The organism is Streptomyces sp. NPDC111520 (genome assembly GCF_055635295.1).
Map to the genome: position 1 here is coordinate 115,222 of NZ_JBVKBW010000016.1, position 18,080 is coordinate 133,301.

Below are 18,080 nucleotides of genomic sequence, written 5' to 3' on the forward strand. Positions count from 1 at the left end.
GTACGTGCCTCCGGTGCCCGGCACGGTCGTGACGGGCACCGGCGTGCGGGGGTGTCAGACGCGGGCCGCGGCGAGCTGGGTGTCGGCGTGGCCCTGGAGGTCGTCGAGGTCGCCGAGTTCCGCCGGGGGCAGGGCGTCGGGCAGGTCGTCCTCGAGCAGGCGCAGCCGGGGGTTCGCCCAGCCGCGGGCCGCCCAGCCCAGCTGCAGCAGTCCGCTGACGACGACGAGCAGCGCGAGTCCGCGTCCGGGCCCGGTGCCGAGCAGCACGCCGACCGTGTCCGCCAGGGCGCCCGCGGGTTCCAGGAGCGGCTTCACGTAGTGCTCGGCCAGAGGGCCGACGACCAGGTAGCCGAACGGCATGGTCAGCATCATCAGCGTCATGAAGATGGCCAGCACCCGGCCCTGGAGTTCCAGGCCGACCTTGGTCTGGACGAGGGCGATCCAGTGGCCGTCGGCCAGGGACTCGCCGAAGGCCAGCAGGAACATCCCGGCGACGATCAGCGGCGGGCTGGCGAAGCCGACCATCACCATCGCCAGGCTGGCCACCGCCATCGAGATGATCATGCCCTGCGTCCTGCGGGCCGTGCCGCCCCACAGACCCATCACCAGGCTGCCGCACAGGCCGCCGACACCGGCGGCGCCGAGGGCCGTGCCCAGCATGAGGGGGGACTGCTCGATGAGCAGCATGGGTGTGATGACCGCGAACCCGAGGGTGTAGAAGGCGTGGTCGATGACGAAGAAGCGCAGCGCCGCGCGGAGCCCGGGCCGGCGGGCGATGTAGCGCCAGCCGCCGGTGATCTCCCTGCCGAACGACTCGTCGCGGCGGCGGAAGAGGGTGTCGGGGAAACGGACCACCAGCAGGGTCACGACTCCCGCCGCGAAGCTGCACACGTCGATCATGATCACGCCGGAGACGCCGATGACCCCGATCAGCCCGGCACCCATCATGGGCGCGAAGACCGTCCCCACCCCGACGCCGAGCTGGCTGATGCCGTTCGCGTGGCCGAGGTACCGCTTGGGGACCAGCTGGGCCACCGCGGCCAGGTAGGCGGGGCGCTGGAAGGCGCCCGCGACGGAGGTGACCGACACGGCCAGGTACACCTGCCACATCTCCAGGCCGCGGCCGAGGACCAGCAGGCCGAGCCCGCCCATCGCCAGGCCCGCCACCGCGTCGCTGGTCAGCATGATCATGCGGCGGTTCCAGCGGTCCGCCACCGCGCCGGCCAGCGGCCCGGCGAGGATGCCGGGGAGCATGCCCACCGCGTTGACCACCGCGAAGTCGGCGATCGAGCCCGTGCGCTGGTACACCCAGATGCTCAGGACGAGGGTGCTGAGGCTGCTGCCGATCATCGACAGGAACTGGCCCAGTGCCACGACGGCGAACCGGGACAGGCTCGGTGCGGTGTCCCTGGTGTGCCGGGTGTCCCCGGCGGCCTCGGTGCTCTTGGCGCGTTCCGGCGTCCGCCTGCCCTGCCCGTCCGCGACCGCCCGTGCGGCGGGCCGGGCCCCGTCCGGCGGCGTGGCGTCCTGCGGGGCGGGCGGCCCCTGCCACCGCTCGGCGTGCTCCACCAGCGTCCGGGCCAGCGGTTCGGCGTGCGTCTTGACGAAGAAGTGGCCCGCCTTGGGCAGCACCGCCAGGGAGACGTCGTCCGCGAAGTGCTCCCACTCGTGGTGGCGTTCCTGGTACAACTCGGTGACCCGGTCCCGGGAGCCCACCACGCTGAGCACCGGGGCCCGCAGCCTGGGGGCCGCGGCGTCCTGGTAGGCCCTGGTGTAGTACTCCTCGGCGTCCCGCGCGTCGTGCCGCACGTTGCGCAGCACGAACTGCTCCTGCTCGGGGTCGTCGAGGTCGGTGAAACCGCCCCGTGCCCGCAGGTAGGAGAGGTACTCCCGGTCGGAGGTGAGCCAGTCGGTGGGCAACAGCCGGTACAGCCAGTCGAAGAACCGCCCGGGCAGCCGCGCGGTGGGGAAGCTCGCGCCAAGGCCGACGCCCACGACATCGACGCCCGCGGCCTCCGCCTGGCGTGCGACCTCCAGCGTCACCGCCGTGCCCAGGCAGTGCCCGTAGAGCATGACGGGACCCTTCACCGCGCCGAGTTCCGCCACCACCCGGGCGGCCACCTCGGCGCCCGGCAGCAGCGCGTCGTCCGGCCTGCTCATGTCGTGCCCCGGCAGCTCGACCGCGTACAGCCCCCACTGCGGCGGCAGTTGCTCGGCCAGCGGCCGGTACGCGACGGCGCTGCCGCCCGAGAACGGCACGGCGACGACCGTGACGCCGCCCGCGCCCGGATCCGCGTCCTGCCCGGACAGCCGGTGCAGCAGCGGCGCCGGCTCGGCTCCCTGCCCCTCGCCGCGCTTCGCGCGGTCCGCGAGCAGCGCGGCGAGCGCGCGCACCGTCGGGGTGCGGTACAGCTCCACCAGCGCCAGGCCGGGGTCGATCTGCCGGACGATCCGCAGCGCCGCGAAGGAGTCCCCGCCGAGGGAGAAGAAGCTGTCGTCGATGCCGACGGCCTCCTCCGCCACGCCCAGCGTCGCGGCCCAGATCGCCGCGATGCGCCGCTCGGCCGCGTTCCGCGGAGCGGTGCGCGCCGGGGCGTCGGAGGCATCGGGCGGGGTCGGCAGGGCCCGCCGGTCGAGCTTGCCGTTCGGGGTGAGCGGCAGCCGCGGCAGGAACACCACCCGCGCGGGCACCATGTGCGGGGGCAGCCCGGTCGCCAGGGCCTCGCGCACCGCCGCCTCGGTGAGGACGGCTTCCGGCGCCGTCACGAGGTAGCCGACGAGCTGGGCGGCCCCGGAGGGCAGGGTGTGCACGGCGGCCGCGGAGGCCGCCGCGCCGGGCAGCGCGCCGAGCGCGGCCTCGACCTCGCCGAGCTCCACCCGGTAGCCGTTGACCTTGACCTGGTCGTCCAGACGGCCGAGGAAGTCCACGGTGCCGTCGCGGCGGTAGCGCGCGCTGTCCCCGGTCCGGTACATGCGAGCGGTGGCCTCCGCGCCGTCCGGGGCGGCGTACGGGTCGGGGACGAACCGCTCCGCGGTCAGCTCCGGCCGCTCGTGGTAGCCGGGCGACACCCCGGCGCCGCCCAGGTGGAGTTCGCCCACCACACCGGGCGGCACCGGCGCCCCGTACGCGTCCAGCACGTACACCCGGTTGTTGGGGAACGGACGGCCGATGGGCAGCGGCGCCTCGGCGGGCAGGTCGTCGACGTCCCCGTCGAAGTACACGTTGTCGACGGTGACCTCGGTGACGCCGTACGCGTTGACGACCCGGTTGCCGGGGCCGACGAGACGCTGCGCGCGCTGGTACTCGCGGACCTGCCACTTCTCGCCGCCGCCGATCAGCAGCCGCACGAAGTCCAGCCGCTCCCCCGCTTGTTCGGCGTGGGCCAGCAGCGCCCGCAGCACGGCCGGCACCAGCTCGGTGCACTGGACGCCCTCGTCGCGCATGAGCGCGTACAGCTCCGCCGGGTCGAGCAGCGTCTCGCGCGGGACGACGACGAGCCGGCCGCCGGTGCAGTGCGCGCGCAGTGTCTCGCCCACGAACATGTCGAAGGAGAAGCTGGCGGCCTGCTGGTACGTCCAGTCGGGGTCGAGGTCGTAGGCGCGCTGCCACATGGCCGCGGCGTGCACCAGGTTGCGGTGGGTCACCACCACGCCCTTCGGGCGGCCGGTGGAACCGGAGGTGTAGATGACATAGGCCGGGTCGTCCGGCGTCCCGGCGGGCACCGGATCGGCGTCCGCCGCGGCGTCGACCAGCGCGGCGTCGCGGTCGAGCGCGAGGACGGCCGTGCCGCTAGGGGCATCAGGGGCGCCCTCCAGGCCGCGCAGGGTGACCAGCGCCACCGGCCGGCTGTCCTCGAGCATGTAGCGCAGCCGCTCGTGCGGGTACGCCGGGTCCAGCGGCACATAGGCGCCGCCCGCCTTGAGGACGCCCCACATCGCGGCGAACAGGTCGATCCCGCGGTCCAGGCAGATCGCCACCCGCTCGCCCGGGCGCACGCCGCGTTCACGCAGCAGGTGGGCGATGCGGTTGGCCCTCCGGTTGAGCCAGTCGTAGCTGACGGTGCGCGGGCCCGAGGTCAGCGCGGGCGCGTCCGGCCGCCGCGCGACGCAGCGTTCGAAGACCTCCTGGAGGCTGTGCGCCGGGGGGATCGCGGCGGCGCTGTCGTTCCAGGTGTGGAGGACGGTGTGGCGCGCGGCCTCGCTGAGCAGCGGCAGCCGGCCCACCTCGGTGCCGGGTGCGGCGGCCGCGGCGTGCAGCAGGGTGAGCAGGTGGTCCACGAGGGCCTCGACCCGCTCGGCGTCGAAGAGTTCGGCCGCGTAGTCGACGGTCAGGACCGGTCCGCCGGCGGGGAAGTCCAGGCCGATCGCCAGGTCCGCCATGGTCGCGGCGGGGGCCTCGTCCCCGGCGTAGGACACCAGCGGGTCGCGTGGCGCGGCCGTGTTGTGCACGGTCACGCTCACCCGGCTCAGCGGGCCGGGCCTGCCCCCGCCGGGCCGCCGCACCGCCGCCGCGATCTCCGGCAGCGGCAGGCCCTGGTGCTCCAGGTCGCGCAGGACCGCGTCCCGTACCCGGCCCAGTAGCGCGGCGAAGCTCGGCTCGCCCGTCAGGTCGCCGCGCAGCGGCAGGATGTTGAGGACGGAGCCCACCACGCCGTCCAGCGAGGGATCCTCCCGTCCCGCCACCGGTGCCAGGACCGTCACGTCGCCGCGCCCGCTGTACCTGCCGAGGACGACCTGCACGCCCGCCAGGACGACCATGAACAGGCTGACCCGGTGCTGCCTGGCGCACGCGTCCAGCAGCGCGAGCGACCCCGCGTCGAGGTCGCGGCTGACCCGGCCCGCGCGGTGGGTCGCCACGGCGGGCCGCGGACGGTCCGCGGGGAGTTCCAGGTCCAGGTCGGCGCCGTCGAAACGGTCGCGCCAGTACGCCGCGAGCCCGGCGTCACCGGACACGGGCGTCCCCCGCCCGGCCACCTGCGAGAGCCGGTCGGGTGCGGCGCGGCGCGGCTCGCGCCCGGCGCTGAGGTCGCCGTAGACCTCGGCCAGCGCGTCCCCGAGGACGCCCACGGACCAGCCGTCGAAGACCAGGTGGTGGACGGCGAGGAGGAGTTCGTCCCCGTCCGGCGTACGCAGCAGCACCGCGCGCGCCACCGGGCCGCGCTCCAGGTCGATCCGCGCGGTCACGATCCGGCGGCGCTCCTCGGCCGCCCGCGCCCGGGCCGCGTCCGGTGCCAGGTCCCGCAGGTCGACCTCGCCGTACGGGACGGTCGCGGAGCGGTCGACGTCCGTCACCGGCCCGTCGCCGGCGTAGGGGAAACGGGACACCAGGGCGGGGTGGCGGGCGGCCAGCACGGCGAGGCACCGGGGCAGCAGCTCGGGGCGGACGGGCTCCGCCCACCGGTAGCGGATGCCGAGGGTGTGCACCGGCAGTTCGGGGGTCACCTGCTCGGCCATCCAGAAGTCCCGCTGCAGCGCGGTGAGCGGGAACCGCGACGGCTCCTCGGCGGGTTCGTCTGTGTCGTGCGCGGCGGCTGCCGGCGCCGGCGCCGCGTCGGCGGCGGGGAGGACGCCGGCGACCTCGGCGAGCGTCGGCGCCGCGTAGAGCGCGCTGAGCGTGAGGTCGGCGCCGTGCGCGTGCCGCAGCCGGCTGATCATGCGGATGGCGGAGAGCGAGTCCCCGCCGAGGGCGAAGAAGTCGTCGCCGGGGCGTATGTCCGCGGCGCCGAGCAGATCCCGCCACACGGCGGCCACGAGCGCTTCGGGCGACGAGCCCTGGGCGCCGTCCGCCGCGAACGGGGGCACCGGCGGCGGCGTGGTGGCCAGCGCCGCGCGGTCCACCTTGCCCTGCACGGTGAGCGGGAAGGCGGCGTGCACGGAGAAGACGGCGGGCACGAGGTAGTGCGGCAGCCGGGCGGCCAGCTCGCGGCGGACGGCGTCGGTGCCCGGCGCTCCGTCCCCGGTCACGAGGTGGGCCGCGAGCCGCGGCGCGCCCGCGCCGGTGTCGACGAGGACGACGGCGTCCGTGACGCCGCGCACCTCGCGCAACGCGTTCTCGACCTCGCCCGGTTCCACGCGGAAGCCGCGGATCTTGACCTGCTGGTCCAGCCGGCCCAGGTACTCCAGGCCGCCGTCCGGCAGTTGCCGCACCCTGTCGCCGGACAGGTACTCCCGCCGTCCGTCCGGTCCCTCGCGGAAGCGGTCCGCGGTCAGGTCGGGACGCCCGAGGTAGCCGGTGGCCACCCCCGTTCCGCCGATGCGCAGCTCGCCGGGCTCGCCCGGCGCCGCCGTCGTACCGTCCTCGGCCGCGACCCGCACGGTGACCCCGGACAGCGGCGTACCGATCGGCACGGGCCCGTGGCCGGTCCACGTGGTGAGGTCGGCGGCGGTCGCCACGACCGAGGTCTCGGTGGGGCCGTAGGTGTTGAGCAGCCGCACCCCGGTGCCGGCCAGCGCCTGCCAGCGGGCGACCGCCTCCGGGTGGACCGCCTCACCGCCGATGACCACCGTGCGCACCGTCGCGGGGAGCGCCGCCTCGCCGCGCCCGAGCGCGCCGACGAGCTCGTGCCAGTACGCGGTCGGCAGGTCGAGGACCGTGACGCCGAGTCCGGCGCAGCGGTCCAGGAAGACGTCGGGACGGCTGATCATGTCCTCGTCCCGGACGACGACCGTGGCGCCCGCGGCGAGCGGCGGGAAGATCTCCTCCACGCTGGCGTCGAAGCTGAGCGAGGCGAACTGCAGCACCCGGTCGGCGGGGGAGAAGCCGTAGCGTTCCCCGGCCGCCCGGCAGAAGTGGGTCAGGGCGCGCCGCGGGACGACCACGCCCTTGGGCCGGCCCGTCGAGCCCGAGGTGAAGACGACGTACGCGGGGTCCTCCGGCGCCGCGGCCGCGCCCGGCAGGGGTGCGGTCCCGGCGGCGTCCACCGCCAGGACCGGCGTCCCCGCCGGGAGGGAGCCGGCGATCCCGTCCGTGCCGCCGGCCGGGACCAGCACCACCCGCGGCGCGGCCTCCTCGACCATCACCGCCAGCCGCGCCGCCGGGTAGCCAGGGTCGAGCGGCAGGTAGCCGGCTCCGGCCCGCAGGACCGCGAGCATCGCTGTGACCGCGTCCCGGCCCCGGGGCAGGCACAGCCCCACCAGGTCCCCCGCCCGGACCCCGTTCGCGTGCAGCGCCCGCGCCAGCGGGGTGACGGCGCCCAGCAGTTCGGCGTAGGTGGAGGTGCCCGTCCCGTCGACGACGGCCGGGGCGTCCGGGGTCCGCCGTGCCTGTGCCTCGATCGCGGCGAGCACGTCCGTCGGCGCGTTCCCGACGGTGCCGAACGTGACGGCATCGGCTGCCGCGGGTCCGGCCGGAGCGGCCGGGTCCACGGCCGGTGTAGCGCGCACGCGATCTCCCTGGGAGCTGTCCCTGTACTGCGGCGCCACCGAGCGGAACGCCTCGGTGAATTTGTGGTACCTGCGCGACGATCATGTGAATGATCTCGATCACTTCGTCTTCGATCACGTGAATGGAGCGTGGTGAAAAGGCAGTTGAGGCAAATCCGACGCCGTGACGAATGGTCATTTTGTGGGGGGTGCCGGACCCGTGCCGCGCGGGTCGGCCGCCGGCCGGCCCGGCGGTGCGATGCTGGAAGCGGTGGATCATCGCCCGCGGAGAGAGCCGGCCGGCGGTCGGCCCGAGGGAAAGGCGGCTGCAGCGCATGGACCTGCGGCAGATGGAAGTGGTCGTCGCGGTCGCCGAGGAGGGCGGGTTCACGGCGGCCGCCCACCGGCTGCACGTCGTGCAGTCCGCGGTGTCCGGCACCGTACGCGCGCTGGAGCGGGAACTGGGCAGCGCGCTCTTCGAGAGGACCACGCACCGGGTGTCGCTGACCCCGGCGGGGGAGGCGTTCGTGCCCGCCGCCCGCGCGGCGCTGCGCGCGGCCGAGGAGGCGCGTGCGGCGGTCGACGCGGTCCGGGGTGAACTGCGGGGGCTGGTGACCGTCGGCATGATGCAGGGGGTCTGGGCCGGACTGCATCAGGCCCTTGCCCGCCTGCGCGCGGAACACCCAGGGGTGACCGTCCGCCTGCGGCAGGCGGCCGTGGCCGACATCCGGCAGGCGCTCCGCGAGGGCACGGTGGACCTGGCCGTGGTGGCACTGGACCGGCAGCAGCAACGGGGGCTGGTGACGCGACCGCTGTCGCGCGAGCGGATGCTCCTGGTCTCCCGGCCGGGTCGCGGCTTCGCGGCGGACGACGTGGTGACCTTCGAGGAGGTCCGCCGCCTGCCCTTCGTCGACTTCCCGCCCGGATGGGCGATCCGCGCCGAGGTGGACCGGGTCTTCCGGGCCGCCGCCGTCGAGCGGACCCAGGTGTTCGAGGTCAACGACATCGTTGCCGCGGCCGAACTGGTCCGGCACGACCTGGGGGTGTGCATCATGCCCGCCTCGATCGCCGCCCGCTTCCCCGACCTCGCCGGCCGCCGGTTCGAGAGGCACGCGCCGTCATGGAAGGTCATGGTGGTGCGGCCGGGAGGCGAACCGGCGCCCGCCGTGGAGGCGTTGCTGCGGTACATCACCCCCGGCACGGTCACCACAGGGCATGGATGACCGGGCGCGCGGGCCGGGCCGGGTGGCTCCCGCGGGCCCCGCGCACCACCGCCCTGCCCGGGGCGGAGGGCAACGGACGGGGCCGGGCGGTGCGGGCGGTCAGCCCGAGGGCTGCCGCGCGGCCGGGTCCCCCGGGTCCTTGCGGCCGGTCCGCCACTCCGTCGCCCAGTAACCGAGGCCGATCAGGGGGAGCGCCGCCCCCAGCGCGCTGACCGCCGTCCACCCGGCCGCGTGGTAGGCCACCGAGCCGAGCTGCGACCCGAGCGCCCCGCCCACGAAGAAGAGGGCGATGAAGGCGCTGTTCAGCCGCGACCGCGCGGCGGCGTCCAACTGGTACACGGTGTGCTGCCCGAGGATGAGCGTCGTCTGCACGGCCATGTCGATCAGGACCGCGGCCAGTGCCACCAGGACGATGCTGTGCTGCCCGAAGCCCGCCACGGTGAAGGCCACGGCCGCGCCGCCGAGGGCGGTCCCCGTGACGGGGCGGACCAGCTTGCGGTCGGCCCAGCGGCCCGCCAGCGGAGCCACCGCGGCGCCCGCCGCGCCGACGAGCGCGAAGACCGCGACGCCGATCTGCGAGTAGTGGAACGGGCCGGTGAGGAGGAAGGAGACGGTGGTCCAGAAGGCGCTGAACGCGCCGAACAGGGCCGCCTGGTACACCGCCCGGCGGCGCAGGGCCGGGTGCGTCCGCACCAGCCGCGCCGTGGAGCGCAGGACCTGGGAGTAGGGCAGGGAGGTCGTGGGGGCGTGCTGCGGCAGGGCGGCGCGCAGCGCCAGGGCCAGCAGCGCCATCAGGATCGCGGAGCCGAGGTAGACGTAGCGCCAGCCGGCGACGTCGGAGACCAGGCTGCTGACGGTACGCGACAGCAGGATCCCGGCGAGCAGCCCGCTCATCACGCGGCCCACGACGCGCCCGCGGGCGTGGTCGGGCGCGAGGCCCGCCGCGAACGGCACCAGGATCTGTGCGACGACGGAGGTGGCACCGCTGACCAGGGACGCGACGAGCAGCACCGGGAAGGCAGTGGCGGTCCCCGCCACCGCCAGGGCGACCGTGGTGACGGCCAGCAGGACCGTGACCAGCCGGCGCTTCTCCAGCCGGTCGCCGAGCGGGACCAGGAGGACCATCCCCGCCACGTAGCCGATCTGGGTCACGGTGATCAGCGCGCCGGCCGTCGCCGTGCCCAGGTGGAAGACCCGGCTCAGGGACGACAGCAGCGGCTGGGCGTAGTAGAGGTTCGCCACGGTCATCCCAGAAGCGACGGCCAGCAGGGCCACCAGCCATCCGGGAACGCCGTGGGCGGCCTCGGTGGCCTTGGCGGCCATCGGACGCCGTGCGCAACGGGCCATGCGGGGACGGGACACGAGGGTCCTTCTCGTGACGGGAACCGGCGGTGCGGTTCGGACGGGAGGAGCGGCGGGCGGGCGACTGCTCGTGCTGCCCGGATGACTGTTCCAGCGTCCGCGACCGGCGATTGCTTCCCCGGCGACGGAGATGGATCACGATGTCTGTCATCTCCAGCGGAGATGACGGCCTCACCGGCCCGCGGGGTGGTCCTCGGGCGGCGCCACCTCGAAGGCGCCGACGGCCAGGAGGTTGTCGGCCGCGGCCGCGTCCGCCACCGCCGGCCGCGGCCGCGTCCGCCACCGCCGGCCGCGCGAAGCGTCCCGCCGCAGCAATCGGGCCGCCCCGATGACCGCGGGCTCGGCGTACCGGGCCGCCAGGGGCCCGACGACGACCAGCATCAGGACGTACGCGGTGGCAAGCGGTCCGATGCGCGGTTCCACGGCCACGGCCAGTCCCGCGATGACGATCGAGAATTCCCCGCGCGCGACGAGCGCGCCGCCCGCCCGCAGCCGGCCCCGCGCGTGGACGCCCGCCCGCCGGGCGGCGTACCAACCGGTGACGATCTTGGTTCCCGCGGTGACCACCGCCAGGGCCAGCGCCGGCAGCAGCACCGGCGGGACGGCCGCCGGATCGGTCGACAGCCCGAAGAACACGAAGAAGACGGCGGCGAACAGGTCGCGCAGCGGCGTGAGCAGACGTCCCGCGCCCTCCGCGACCTCACCGGACAGGGCGATGCCCACCAGGAACGCGCCGACGGCCGCCGACACCTGCAGCTTCTGGGAGATGCCCGCCACCACCAGCGCCAGTCCGAGCACGACCAGCGCAGCATCTCGGGGTTGTCGGACGAGACCGCCCTGCTGATCAGCCGTCCGTGCCGCAACGCCAGGTACAGCACCGTGCCCACGGTGCCGAGGGCGATCGCCAACGTCACGCCGCCGGCCGCGAAGCCGAGGCCGGCCAGCAACGTCGTCAGCAGCGGCAGGTAGACCGCCATCGCCAGGTCCTCGATGACCAGGACGCCGAGCACCACGGGCGTCTCGCGGTTGCCGAGCCGGCCGAGGTCCGTGAGGACCTTCGCGGCGACGCCCGACGACGAGATCCAGGTGACCCCGGCCAGCGCGACCGCGGCCACCGGTCCCCAGCCCAGCAGCAGCGCCGCCACCGCGCCCGGCACCGCGTTCAGGACGAAGTCCACCAATCCCGAGGGGTATTGGGCGCGCAGGTTGCCGACCAGCTCCGAGGCGCTGTACTCCAGGCCGAGCAGCAGGAGCAGCAGGACCACGCCGTTCTCGGCCCCCACGGAGATGAAGTCCTCGCTGGCCGACAGCGGCACGACGCCGCCGTGCCCGAAGGCGAGACCGGCCAGCAGGTACAGCGGTACGGGCGACAGTCCGATCCGGCCCGCGAGACGCCCGATGAGGCCGAGTCCGAGGATGACGGCCCCGAGTTCGACGAGCAGCGCGGTGGTGTGGTGCATCCTCAGCGCCCCGCCACGATCGAGGTTAGGGCGTCCACGCCCTCACGCGTGCCGACCGCCACGAGGACGTCCCCGATGGCCAGCCGGAAGTCCGGGCTGGGCGACGGATGGGCGCTCGTCCGCCGCAGCACCGCCACGACGGAGGCCCCGGTCAGCGTCCGGGCCCGGGTGTCGCCCAGCGGCCGTCCCGCGTACGGCGACCTCGAGTCGACCGGGATCTGCTCGGTGACCAGCCCGATGCCGTCCGTCCGCACGGCCTCCAGCGGGGTCGACTCGTTTCTGCAGCGATGGGCCAACCTCGACGAGGTGGGGCAGGCGCAGTTCATCGTCGGCGAGGCAGCACTGCGCCAACCACTGGCCAACACTCAGGTACATGCCGCCCAGCTACGGCACCTGGCGAACCTGGCAGAGTCGAACCCCCGCATCGACATCCGCGTCATGCCTGAGGGCCGGCCGACGCCGGGCAGGTCTGGGCAGTTCGCCCTCTACGGCCTGCGGGGCGCCAAGCTGTCCCGGCTGGGTTACCTCGAATCCATCGTCGGCGGCTGGTACTCGACGCGTACCGCGGACGTCGTCCGCCTGCACTCCGCCTTTGACACCATGACGGAGGCGGCACTGTCGCCGGACGACTCACGCGCTTTCCTGACGGAGGTAGCAACCGCATGGGGATGATCCCCGAGGCACCGTTCGTGAAGTCCACCTATAGCGAGCCTGGCGACTGCGTCGAGGTCTCCAGGCCCGCGACGCGGATGTAGTGGTCGCGGCCGAGCCGGATGGTGCGCGGCCACCAGTTCGGCGGGGCGACCGGCGGCAGGGCGAGCATCAAACTCCCGGATCGCGGGCTCGACCGCGTCCACCGCCGAGCCCTTCGGCGCCCGCCGGTACTGCGGTGGGCGATCCGAGGCCAACGCCCGCAGCACGGTTCCCCGGGAAATTCCCAGCTCACGGGCCACCGCCCGGGCGGACAACCCCTCACTCCGATGCAACCGACGGATCTCAGCCCAGTCCTCCACGCGGATCACCCTCGCTTCCTCCTGCCTCCAGCACCGCTGAAGCCAGGATGATCACGAGACCGCCGACCGGCCCGAATTTGATCCGCTACCCGTGGCCCTCATTTCAACCGTCGCCGACAGCCCCGCTCCACACCGGCCCCCGCTGACTGCCGCGGCCTCCGACGGCAAGCATCACGGGAGGCCGACGGCCGAGCCCCCACCGTCCCCCGCGGTGGGGGCTCACCCATGTCCGGGCCTAGTCCGTACCGCGGCTGGCGTGAGATCATCCGCCGATGTCAGCAGCTCAATGGGGCCACGTGGTTATCTACTCCGTGCTCGGCATTCTCGGTCTTGTCGTAGTGGTCGGCGACGTGAAGCGACGCCTCTGGCTTTCTGCCACTCGGGACCTGCTTGGCGCAGCAGGTGCGGCCTGCATGGCCGCCAGCGATAGGGACCACGCGTCCCCAGGCACGATTGCCGCGACCAGTCTCTTTGTGGCGGCCCTCGGCCTCACGGCGTATCTCCGACGAACCGATCGCGACTTCACAGGCTGACGGGCAGTCCTCGCAGAGGCGGAGGCGCCCGCCGCAAACGGTGAGGACCGACGCTCGCCACAAGCCCCGCGGTGGGGGCTCACCCAACTCCGGAGCCCGCCCGACTGGACCCATATCCCGTGGAGTACTCACACGGCCAGTCGGGCGGGCGCTTCGGCGGCCCCGCCGGAAAGAGGGGGAGGACGTTCGGCAGGACCGCGTATTCGGGCCCGTCCGGCCAGCCGCGTGGACCACTCGCATGACCGGGCGGGCAGATGCGCGACCCTGCCCTAGGGCATCTTTGGCAAGCGGTGGACAGGGCCACACCTCCAGCATGCGCCCTGTGGTCCGAGCATCGCGAGGCCCCCACCACGCCGGGCGGTGGGGGCCTCCCCTATCTCCTTTGTAGTCCCGCGTGCGTCACGTCGCGTGGGACCGCACTTCCAGGATGCGCGCGCCCCGGGCGACCCGCGCGTGCAGCAAGACAGAGAGCGGGGCCCCCGCCTCTCGCACGGCAAGGGCCCACTCTCGGCCGAGCGACGTTATGGGGAGGGAACGGTCCTTGGGCCTGTGACCACGCTCAGCTCGCTGGCGCTGGCCCGCAAGCCAAGCGGGCACCCGAGAGACGAGCGGCCCCGCCGCGCGTGCGCGGTGGAGGGTCGGCGGAGCCGCGTCCTTGAGCCCGCCCGGCCGCAGCTTCGCCCCGCACGGCCAGACGGGCGCCCGAGCGGCCCCGGCCAGGACAGAGCCGAGAGAACCGACCGGGACCGCGCCCGTGGGTGGCCCCGCCGCGGTCGGTGCGTAGCGAGCGAGGCCGCACTTCCAGGTTGCAAGGTCCCGGAAGGACCTCGCAAACGGTGAGGGCCGGCGCTCGCCACAAGCGCCGGCCCTCTGCTCTCCGCACCCAAGGCCTTCGCACGCCGCGTCACGGATCCGTCACAACGACCATGAGCCGGCAGCAAGGGACCCCAGTTCCCATGCCACCGCATGTCCGGCAAGCCCTTCAGCGACTCCGACCTCGCATGGATCGCGGAGTACAGCCGCAACAAGACCCACGGGAACTCGTTCAGACGTCGCCGGCCAGCGCGCCGAAACCCGCTGGTCTACAACTCCACGGCAAGCATCGTGACGAAGGCACCGACCGTCCCTATCGAGCCCGAGCTCATCGAGCGCCTGACGACCGCTCTCGAAGCGATCGTCCTCGGGTCCAGCAACCGCGCCAGTCCGGTGGCCTCCTCGGCCTCCAGCGGGACCGACCTCCCGCAGGCGTCGGGATCGTCGGCTTCGTAGAAGCCGAGGAACCGTCGTCCGTCCTGGTGCACCACCACCGACAGGTTCCGTCCGGCGCGCGTGGTCACGTCGTACTGCGGCCCGATGCCCGGAAGGGTCGTCCGACGTATGCCCATGTCCTGCCTCCCGGGCGAGCCCGCGCGTCCCGCCGCCGGCGGGGTGCTCCGACCAGCGGCTTTTACGTCCGCATTACGTTCAACCGGACGGTTCTATTCCGGCGGGACGACGCAGAGACGCGGGCTGGGGGCCGCCGGCTGCGGGAACGGGCGGCGGGCTGCCGACGGGTCACTCCTCGCCGGAGAACCGTTCCCACGCGGACTGGCGGGTGATGCCGAGGGCCTCGCCGATCCGGGTCCAGGTGATGCCGCGGCGCCGCAACTCCAGCACCCATGACCGCAGATCGGCCTCGGCCCGGTCGATGTGCGCCGCGACGCGCGGGATGTGGTCCAGCATCTCCGGGTCCGTGAGCGACGCCCACAGGGGTGCGGGCGGCAGGGCCGCGGTCCCCAGGGTGCCGTCGATGATCGAGGTGGACAGCGCCACGCATTCGTCGCAGATCTGCACCCCGGGGCCCGCGATCAGCTTCTGGACCTCGCGGTCCGGCTTGCCGCAGAAGGAGCAGTGGGCGAATTCTTCCCGGGTGGCGGAGGGCGTCACGTTTCACTCCCGTGGTGTCAGGGTCGTCCTGACAGCGTAGGGTTGTCAGGGTGGCCCTGACAACCCTGCCAGGCCGGCGTCCGGGTCCGCTCCGTTCGGCGCGCGCGCCGGGTCAGGCGGCGGGTACGGCGGGGGGCTGGGAGAGGGCCGCCTTGACGTTTCGCGTCTGCTCGTCGGCGAGGACCTCGAGGCGGTCGTGGGTCAGTGCCTCCAGGGTCAGCTCCGCCACGCTCGCGGCACTGATCTTCGGCGCGTCCGTCCAGGCGCTCAGCTCGGTGTCCACGAATCCGCAGTGCACGCCGACGACGAGGGTGCCCTGGGCGTGCAGGCCCTTGCGCAGCGCGTCCGTCAGCGACCACTGCGCGGCCTTGGACGCGGCGTAGCCGGGGAACTGCGGCTGTCCGACCCAGGAGGCCAGCGACAGCATGTTCACCATTGCCCCGCCGCCGTTGCGGGCCAGCACCGGCGCGAAGGCCCGCGAGACCGCCCACGTGCCGAAGTAGTTGACGTCCATGGCCTGGCGGGCGCCGTCGAGGCCGCCCGAGAGGAGCCCGCTCGTGGCACCGCCGATGCCGGCGTTGTTGACCAGTACGGAGACGTCGCCCGCGGCCTCGGCCGCCGCGGCCACCTGTGCCTCGTCCGTCACGTCCAGCCGCAGCGGGACGAGGTCCGGATCGGTCACGCTCCTCGGGTCCCGGACGCCGGCGTAGACCTTCGCCGCGCCGTGCTCCAGGAGCGCCCGGGCGAACGCGTGCCCGATCCCTCGGTTGGCTCCCGTCACCAGGGCGACTGATCCCTTGATGTCCATTCGGCTTCCTTTGCGACACGCCCGCTCGGCTGGGCTCGTACACGGCTCGACAGCGCGGGCTCTCGGAGGCCCGCGCAACCAGGCTAACACCTGGATTTATTTATGAAAGTCAGAGCTGTGGCGTCGGTGGGGAAGGGGGCCGGGTGCGGGTCGACGGGCCGTGCGGCCCGCCGTCCGGTGGGTCAGGGGCGGGGCCAGGGCCGTCCGGCGAGGCGTTCGATGTCGGTGTTGAAGCGCCTGAGGTACCCGGCGAAGGCGGCGATGTCCTGGTCCGACCAGTCGGCCATGACCTTGTCCAGGCCGCCGATGATGGCGTCCCGCTCCTCGTCGAGCAGGCCGGCGCCCCGCGCGGTGATGCGGAACTTACGGGCCATGCCGCCCTCGGGGTCGGGGATGCGCTCCACCAGGCCGGCCCGCATGGCCGCGGCGGTCTGCCGGTTGAGGGTGGAGGTGTCGAGTGCGAAGGCCTCGCTCAGCTCGCCGATCGACATCGGCCCCTGGACCCGGATCCGGCTGAGGAGGATGTAGGCGCTGCGGTCCAGGGTTCCGGACCTGTGGCGCAGCAGTTCGTGGCGGCTGAGGAGCATCTGCTCGTACTCGACCTCGTGGGTGGACCTGCCCATGTCGCTTCCGCCTCCTGCCGTTCACCCGGCCGCCGCTGTGCGTCTGCGGCGCCCGCTGCCATCCTCGCACAGGGCGTGCACCAGCCACATCATGTGTGTGATGCACTTCCTATGTACGATGCATACCGACCCGAACGTACGACCGCCAGGCGAGGAGTGCCGTCATGAACGCCCCACAACCCACAGCCCGTACGGGGGGCGTGGTCGCCACGCTGGCCCTCGCGGGCATCACCGCCGCGATCATGCAGACGCTGGTCACCCCGCTGCTGGGGGAGCTGCCGCAGATCCTCCACACCTCGTCCTCGAACGCCGCCTGGGTGATCACCGCCACCCTCCTGGTGGCGGCCGTGTGCGTGCCCGTCTTCGGGCGCCTCGGCGACCTGGTCGGCAAGCGGCCCATGCTGGTGGTCTGTTCGGTGCCGCTCGTGGTCGGCTCGGTGGTCTGCGCCCTGTCGTCCTCCGTCGTGCCGATGATCGTCGGACGGGGTCTGCAGGGCATGGGCATGGGCATGGTGCCGCTCGGCATCGCCCTGCTCCGCGACGTGGTCCCCGCGGAGAAGCTCAGCTCCTCCATCGCCCTGGTCAGCGCGTCCATGGGCATCGGCGGCGGCCTCGGCCTGCCGATCGCGGCCGCCATCGCCCAGTACGCCGACTGGCGGGTGCTGTTCTGGGGGTCCGCGGGCCTGGCCGCCGTCGTCGCGGTGCTGATCTGGTTCTTCATCCCCGAGGTTCCCGCCGGCGCCAAGGGCCAGCGCTTCGACGTTCCCGGCGCGCTCGGTCTGGGCGCCGGACTGGTCTGCCTGCTACTGGCCGTGTCCAAGGGCGCCGACTGGGGCTGGGGGTCGGGCACCACGCTGGGCCTGTTCGGTGCCGCCGTCGTCGTGCTGGCCGGCTGGGGCTGGTGGGAGCTGCGCACCCGCGATCCGCTGGTCGACCTGCGCACCACGGCCCGGCCCCGGGTCCTGATCACCAACCTCGCCTCGGTCTTCGTGGGCTTCGGCATGTACGCCGGGATGCTGGTCGTCCCGCAGTTGCTGCAGTTCCCGAAGGCGACCGGCTACGGCCTCGGCCAGTCGATGCTCGCGGCGGGCCTGTGGCTCCTGCCGGGCGGCATCATGATGATGATCGTCTCCCCCCTCGGCGGAAAGCTGACCAACGCCCGCGGCCCCAAGTTCACCCTGATCTGCGGCGCCGTGGTGCTCGCCGCCGGGTACGGTGTGTCGCTGCTGCTGACGGGCACCGCCTGGGGCCTGATGCTGGCGGTCATGGTCGTCAACAGCGGCGTGGGACTCGCGTACGGGTCGATGCCCGCCCTCATCATGGGTTCCGTCCCGCTCTCGGAGACCGCCGCGGCCAACGGCTTCAACGCCCTGATGCGCTCGCTCGGCACCTCGGTGGGCGCCGCCGTCATCGGTGTCGTCCTCTCCCAGATGACCACGACCGTGGGCGGCTACACCTTCACCTCCGAGAACGGCTTCCGCACCGGTCTGGTGATAGGCTGCGGCATCGCCCTGCTCGCCGCGCTCGTCGCCGCGGCCATCCCGGCCGCCCGCGCCGCGTCCGGCGACGCGGCGGCCGCCCAGGCCCCCGAGTTCCACAAGGCGGCCCTCGACGGCTGACCGTCCGTCCGCACCCCGCCGTGCGTCCCCCGACGCGCGGCAGGGCGGCCGGCCGCACGCCCGGTGCCGGGCGTGCGGCCCGACGCGGCGTCATGCGCCGCGCTCCGCCGGTTCGCGGGTGCGGGGCGTGCGGCCGGAGCGGGGCCCCGCC

7 protein-coding genes and 5 pseudogenes are annotated in these 18,080 nt (G+C 73.8%); 3 read left to right on the forward strand and 9 right to left on the reverse strand.

The features are described 5' to 3' along the window. Positions 1-54: 54 nt before the first annotated feature. Entirely contained in the window at positions 55-7,383 is a 7,329-nt protein-coding gene (locus ACZ7MY_RS31930; RefSeq protein ID WP_499606774.1) for a non-ribosomal peptide synthetase/MFS transporter, read from the reverse strand. A 314-nt stretch (positions 7,384-7,697) separates the two neighbouring features. Here ACZ7MY_RS31930 and ACZ7MY_RS31935 point away from each other — a divergent pair, with 314 nt between their 5' ends. Next, complete coding sequence (locus ACZ7MY_RS31935; RefSeq protein WP_499606775.1) at positions 7,698-8,585, forward strand: LysR family transcriptional regulator; 888 nt, start codon at positions 7,698-7,700, stop codon at positions 8,583-8,585. A gap of 99 nt (positions 8,586-8,684) precedes the next feature. Here the strand turns inward: ACZ7MY_RS31935 and ACZ7MY_RS31940 are convergent, their stop codons facing one another. The 3 genes and pseudogenes from ACZ7MY_RS31940 to ACZ7MY_RS31950 all read right to left on the reverse strand — a co-directional run. Next, positions 8,685-9,932, reverse strand: coding sequence for an MFS transporter (locus ACZ7MY_RS31940; protein ID WP_499606776.1), 1,248 nt, complete (start codon positions 9,930-9,932; stop codon positions 8,685-8,687). A 186-nt stretch (positions 9,933-10,118) separates the two neighbouring features. Next, positions 10,119-11,407 (reverse strand): annotated as a pseudogene (locus ACZ7MY_RS31945) (cation:proton antiporter). 2 nt (positions 11,408-11,409) lie between these two features. Further along, positions 11,410-11,712: pseudogene (locus tag ACZ7MY_RS31950) on the reverse strand (cation:proton antiporter regulatory subunit); the annotation flags it as partial. Between ACZ7MY_RS31950 and ACZ7MY_RS31955 the strand changes: the two are divergent. Continuing rightward, on the forward strand, positions 11,645-12,079 hold the full coding sequence (locus ACZ7MY_RS31955) for a DUF5753 domain-containing protein (RefSeq protein ID WP_499606777.1): 435 nt from the start codon (positions 11,645-11,647) through the stop codon (positions 12,077-12,079). The pseudogene ACZ7MY_RS31950 and the gene ACZ7MY_RS31955 sit on opposite strands and share 68 nt — an antisense overlap. 155 nt (positions 12,080-12,234) lie before the next feature. On the opposite strand, the pseudogene ACZ7MY_RS31960 reads toward ACZ7MY_RS31955, so the two are convergent. From ACZ7MY_RS31960 to ACZ7MY_RS31980, 5 genes and pseudogenes are all read right to left on the reverse strand, one after another. Next, positions 12,235-12,429, reverse strand: a pseudogene (locus ACZ7MY_RS31960) (helix-turn-helix domain-containing protein); the annotation flags it as partial. Between the two features lie 1,696 nt (positions 12,430-14,125). Further along, positions 14,126-14,338, reverse strand: a pseudogene (locus tag ACZ7MY_RS31965) (cation:proton antiporter regulatory subunit); the annotation flags it as partial. Between the two features lie 391 nt (positions 14,339-14,729). Then, positions 14,730-14,879 (reverse strand): annotated as a pseudogene (locus tag ACZ7MY_RS31970) (ClpX C4-type zinc finger protein); the annotation flags it as partial. Positions 14,880-14,991: 112 nt separating this feature from the next. Then, positions 14,992-15,687, reverse strand: a complete 696-nt coding sequence (locus ACZ7MY_RS31975) for an SDR family oxidoreductase (protein WP_499606778.1) — start codon at positions 15,685-15,687, stop codon at positions 14,992-14,994. Positions 15,688-15,869: 182 nt separating this feature from the next. After that, the gene (locus ACZ7MY_RS31980) at positions 15,870-16,310 is read right to left on the reverse strand and encodes a MarR family winged helix-turn-helix transcriptional regulator (protein ID WP_499606779.1); all 441 of its coding nucleotides are present in this window, start codon (positions 16,308-16,310) and stop codon (positions 15,870-15,872) included. A 164-nt stretch (positions 16,311-16,474) separates the two neighbouring features. On the opposite strand from ACZ7MY_RS31980, the gene ACZ7MY_RS31985 reads away from it, so the two are divergent. Continuing rightward, the gene (locus ACZ7MY_RS31985; RefSeq protein WP_499606780.1) at positions 16,475-17,929 is read left to right on the forward strand and encodes an MFS transporter; all 1,455 of its coding nucleotides are present in this window, start codon (positions 16,475-16,477) and stop codon (positions 17,927-17,929) included. Positions 17,930-18,080 lie beyond the last annotated feature (151 nt).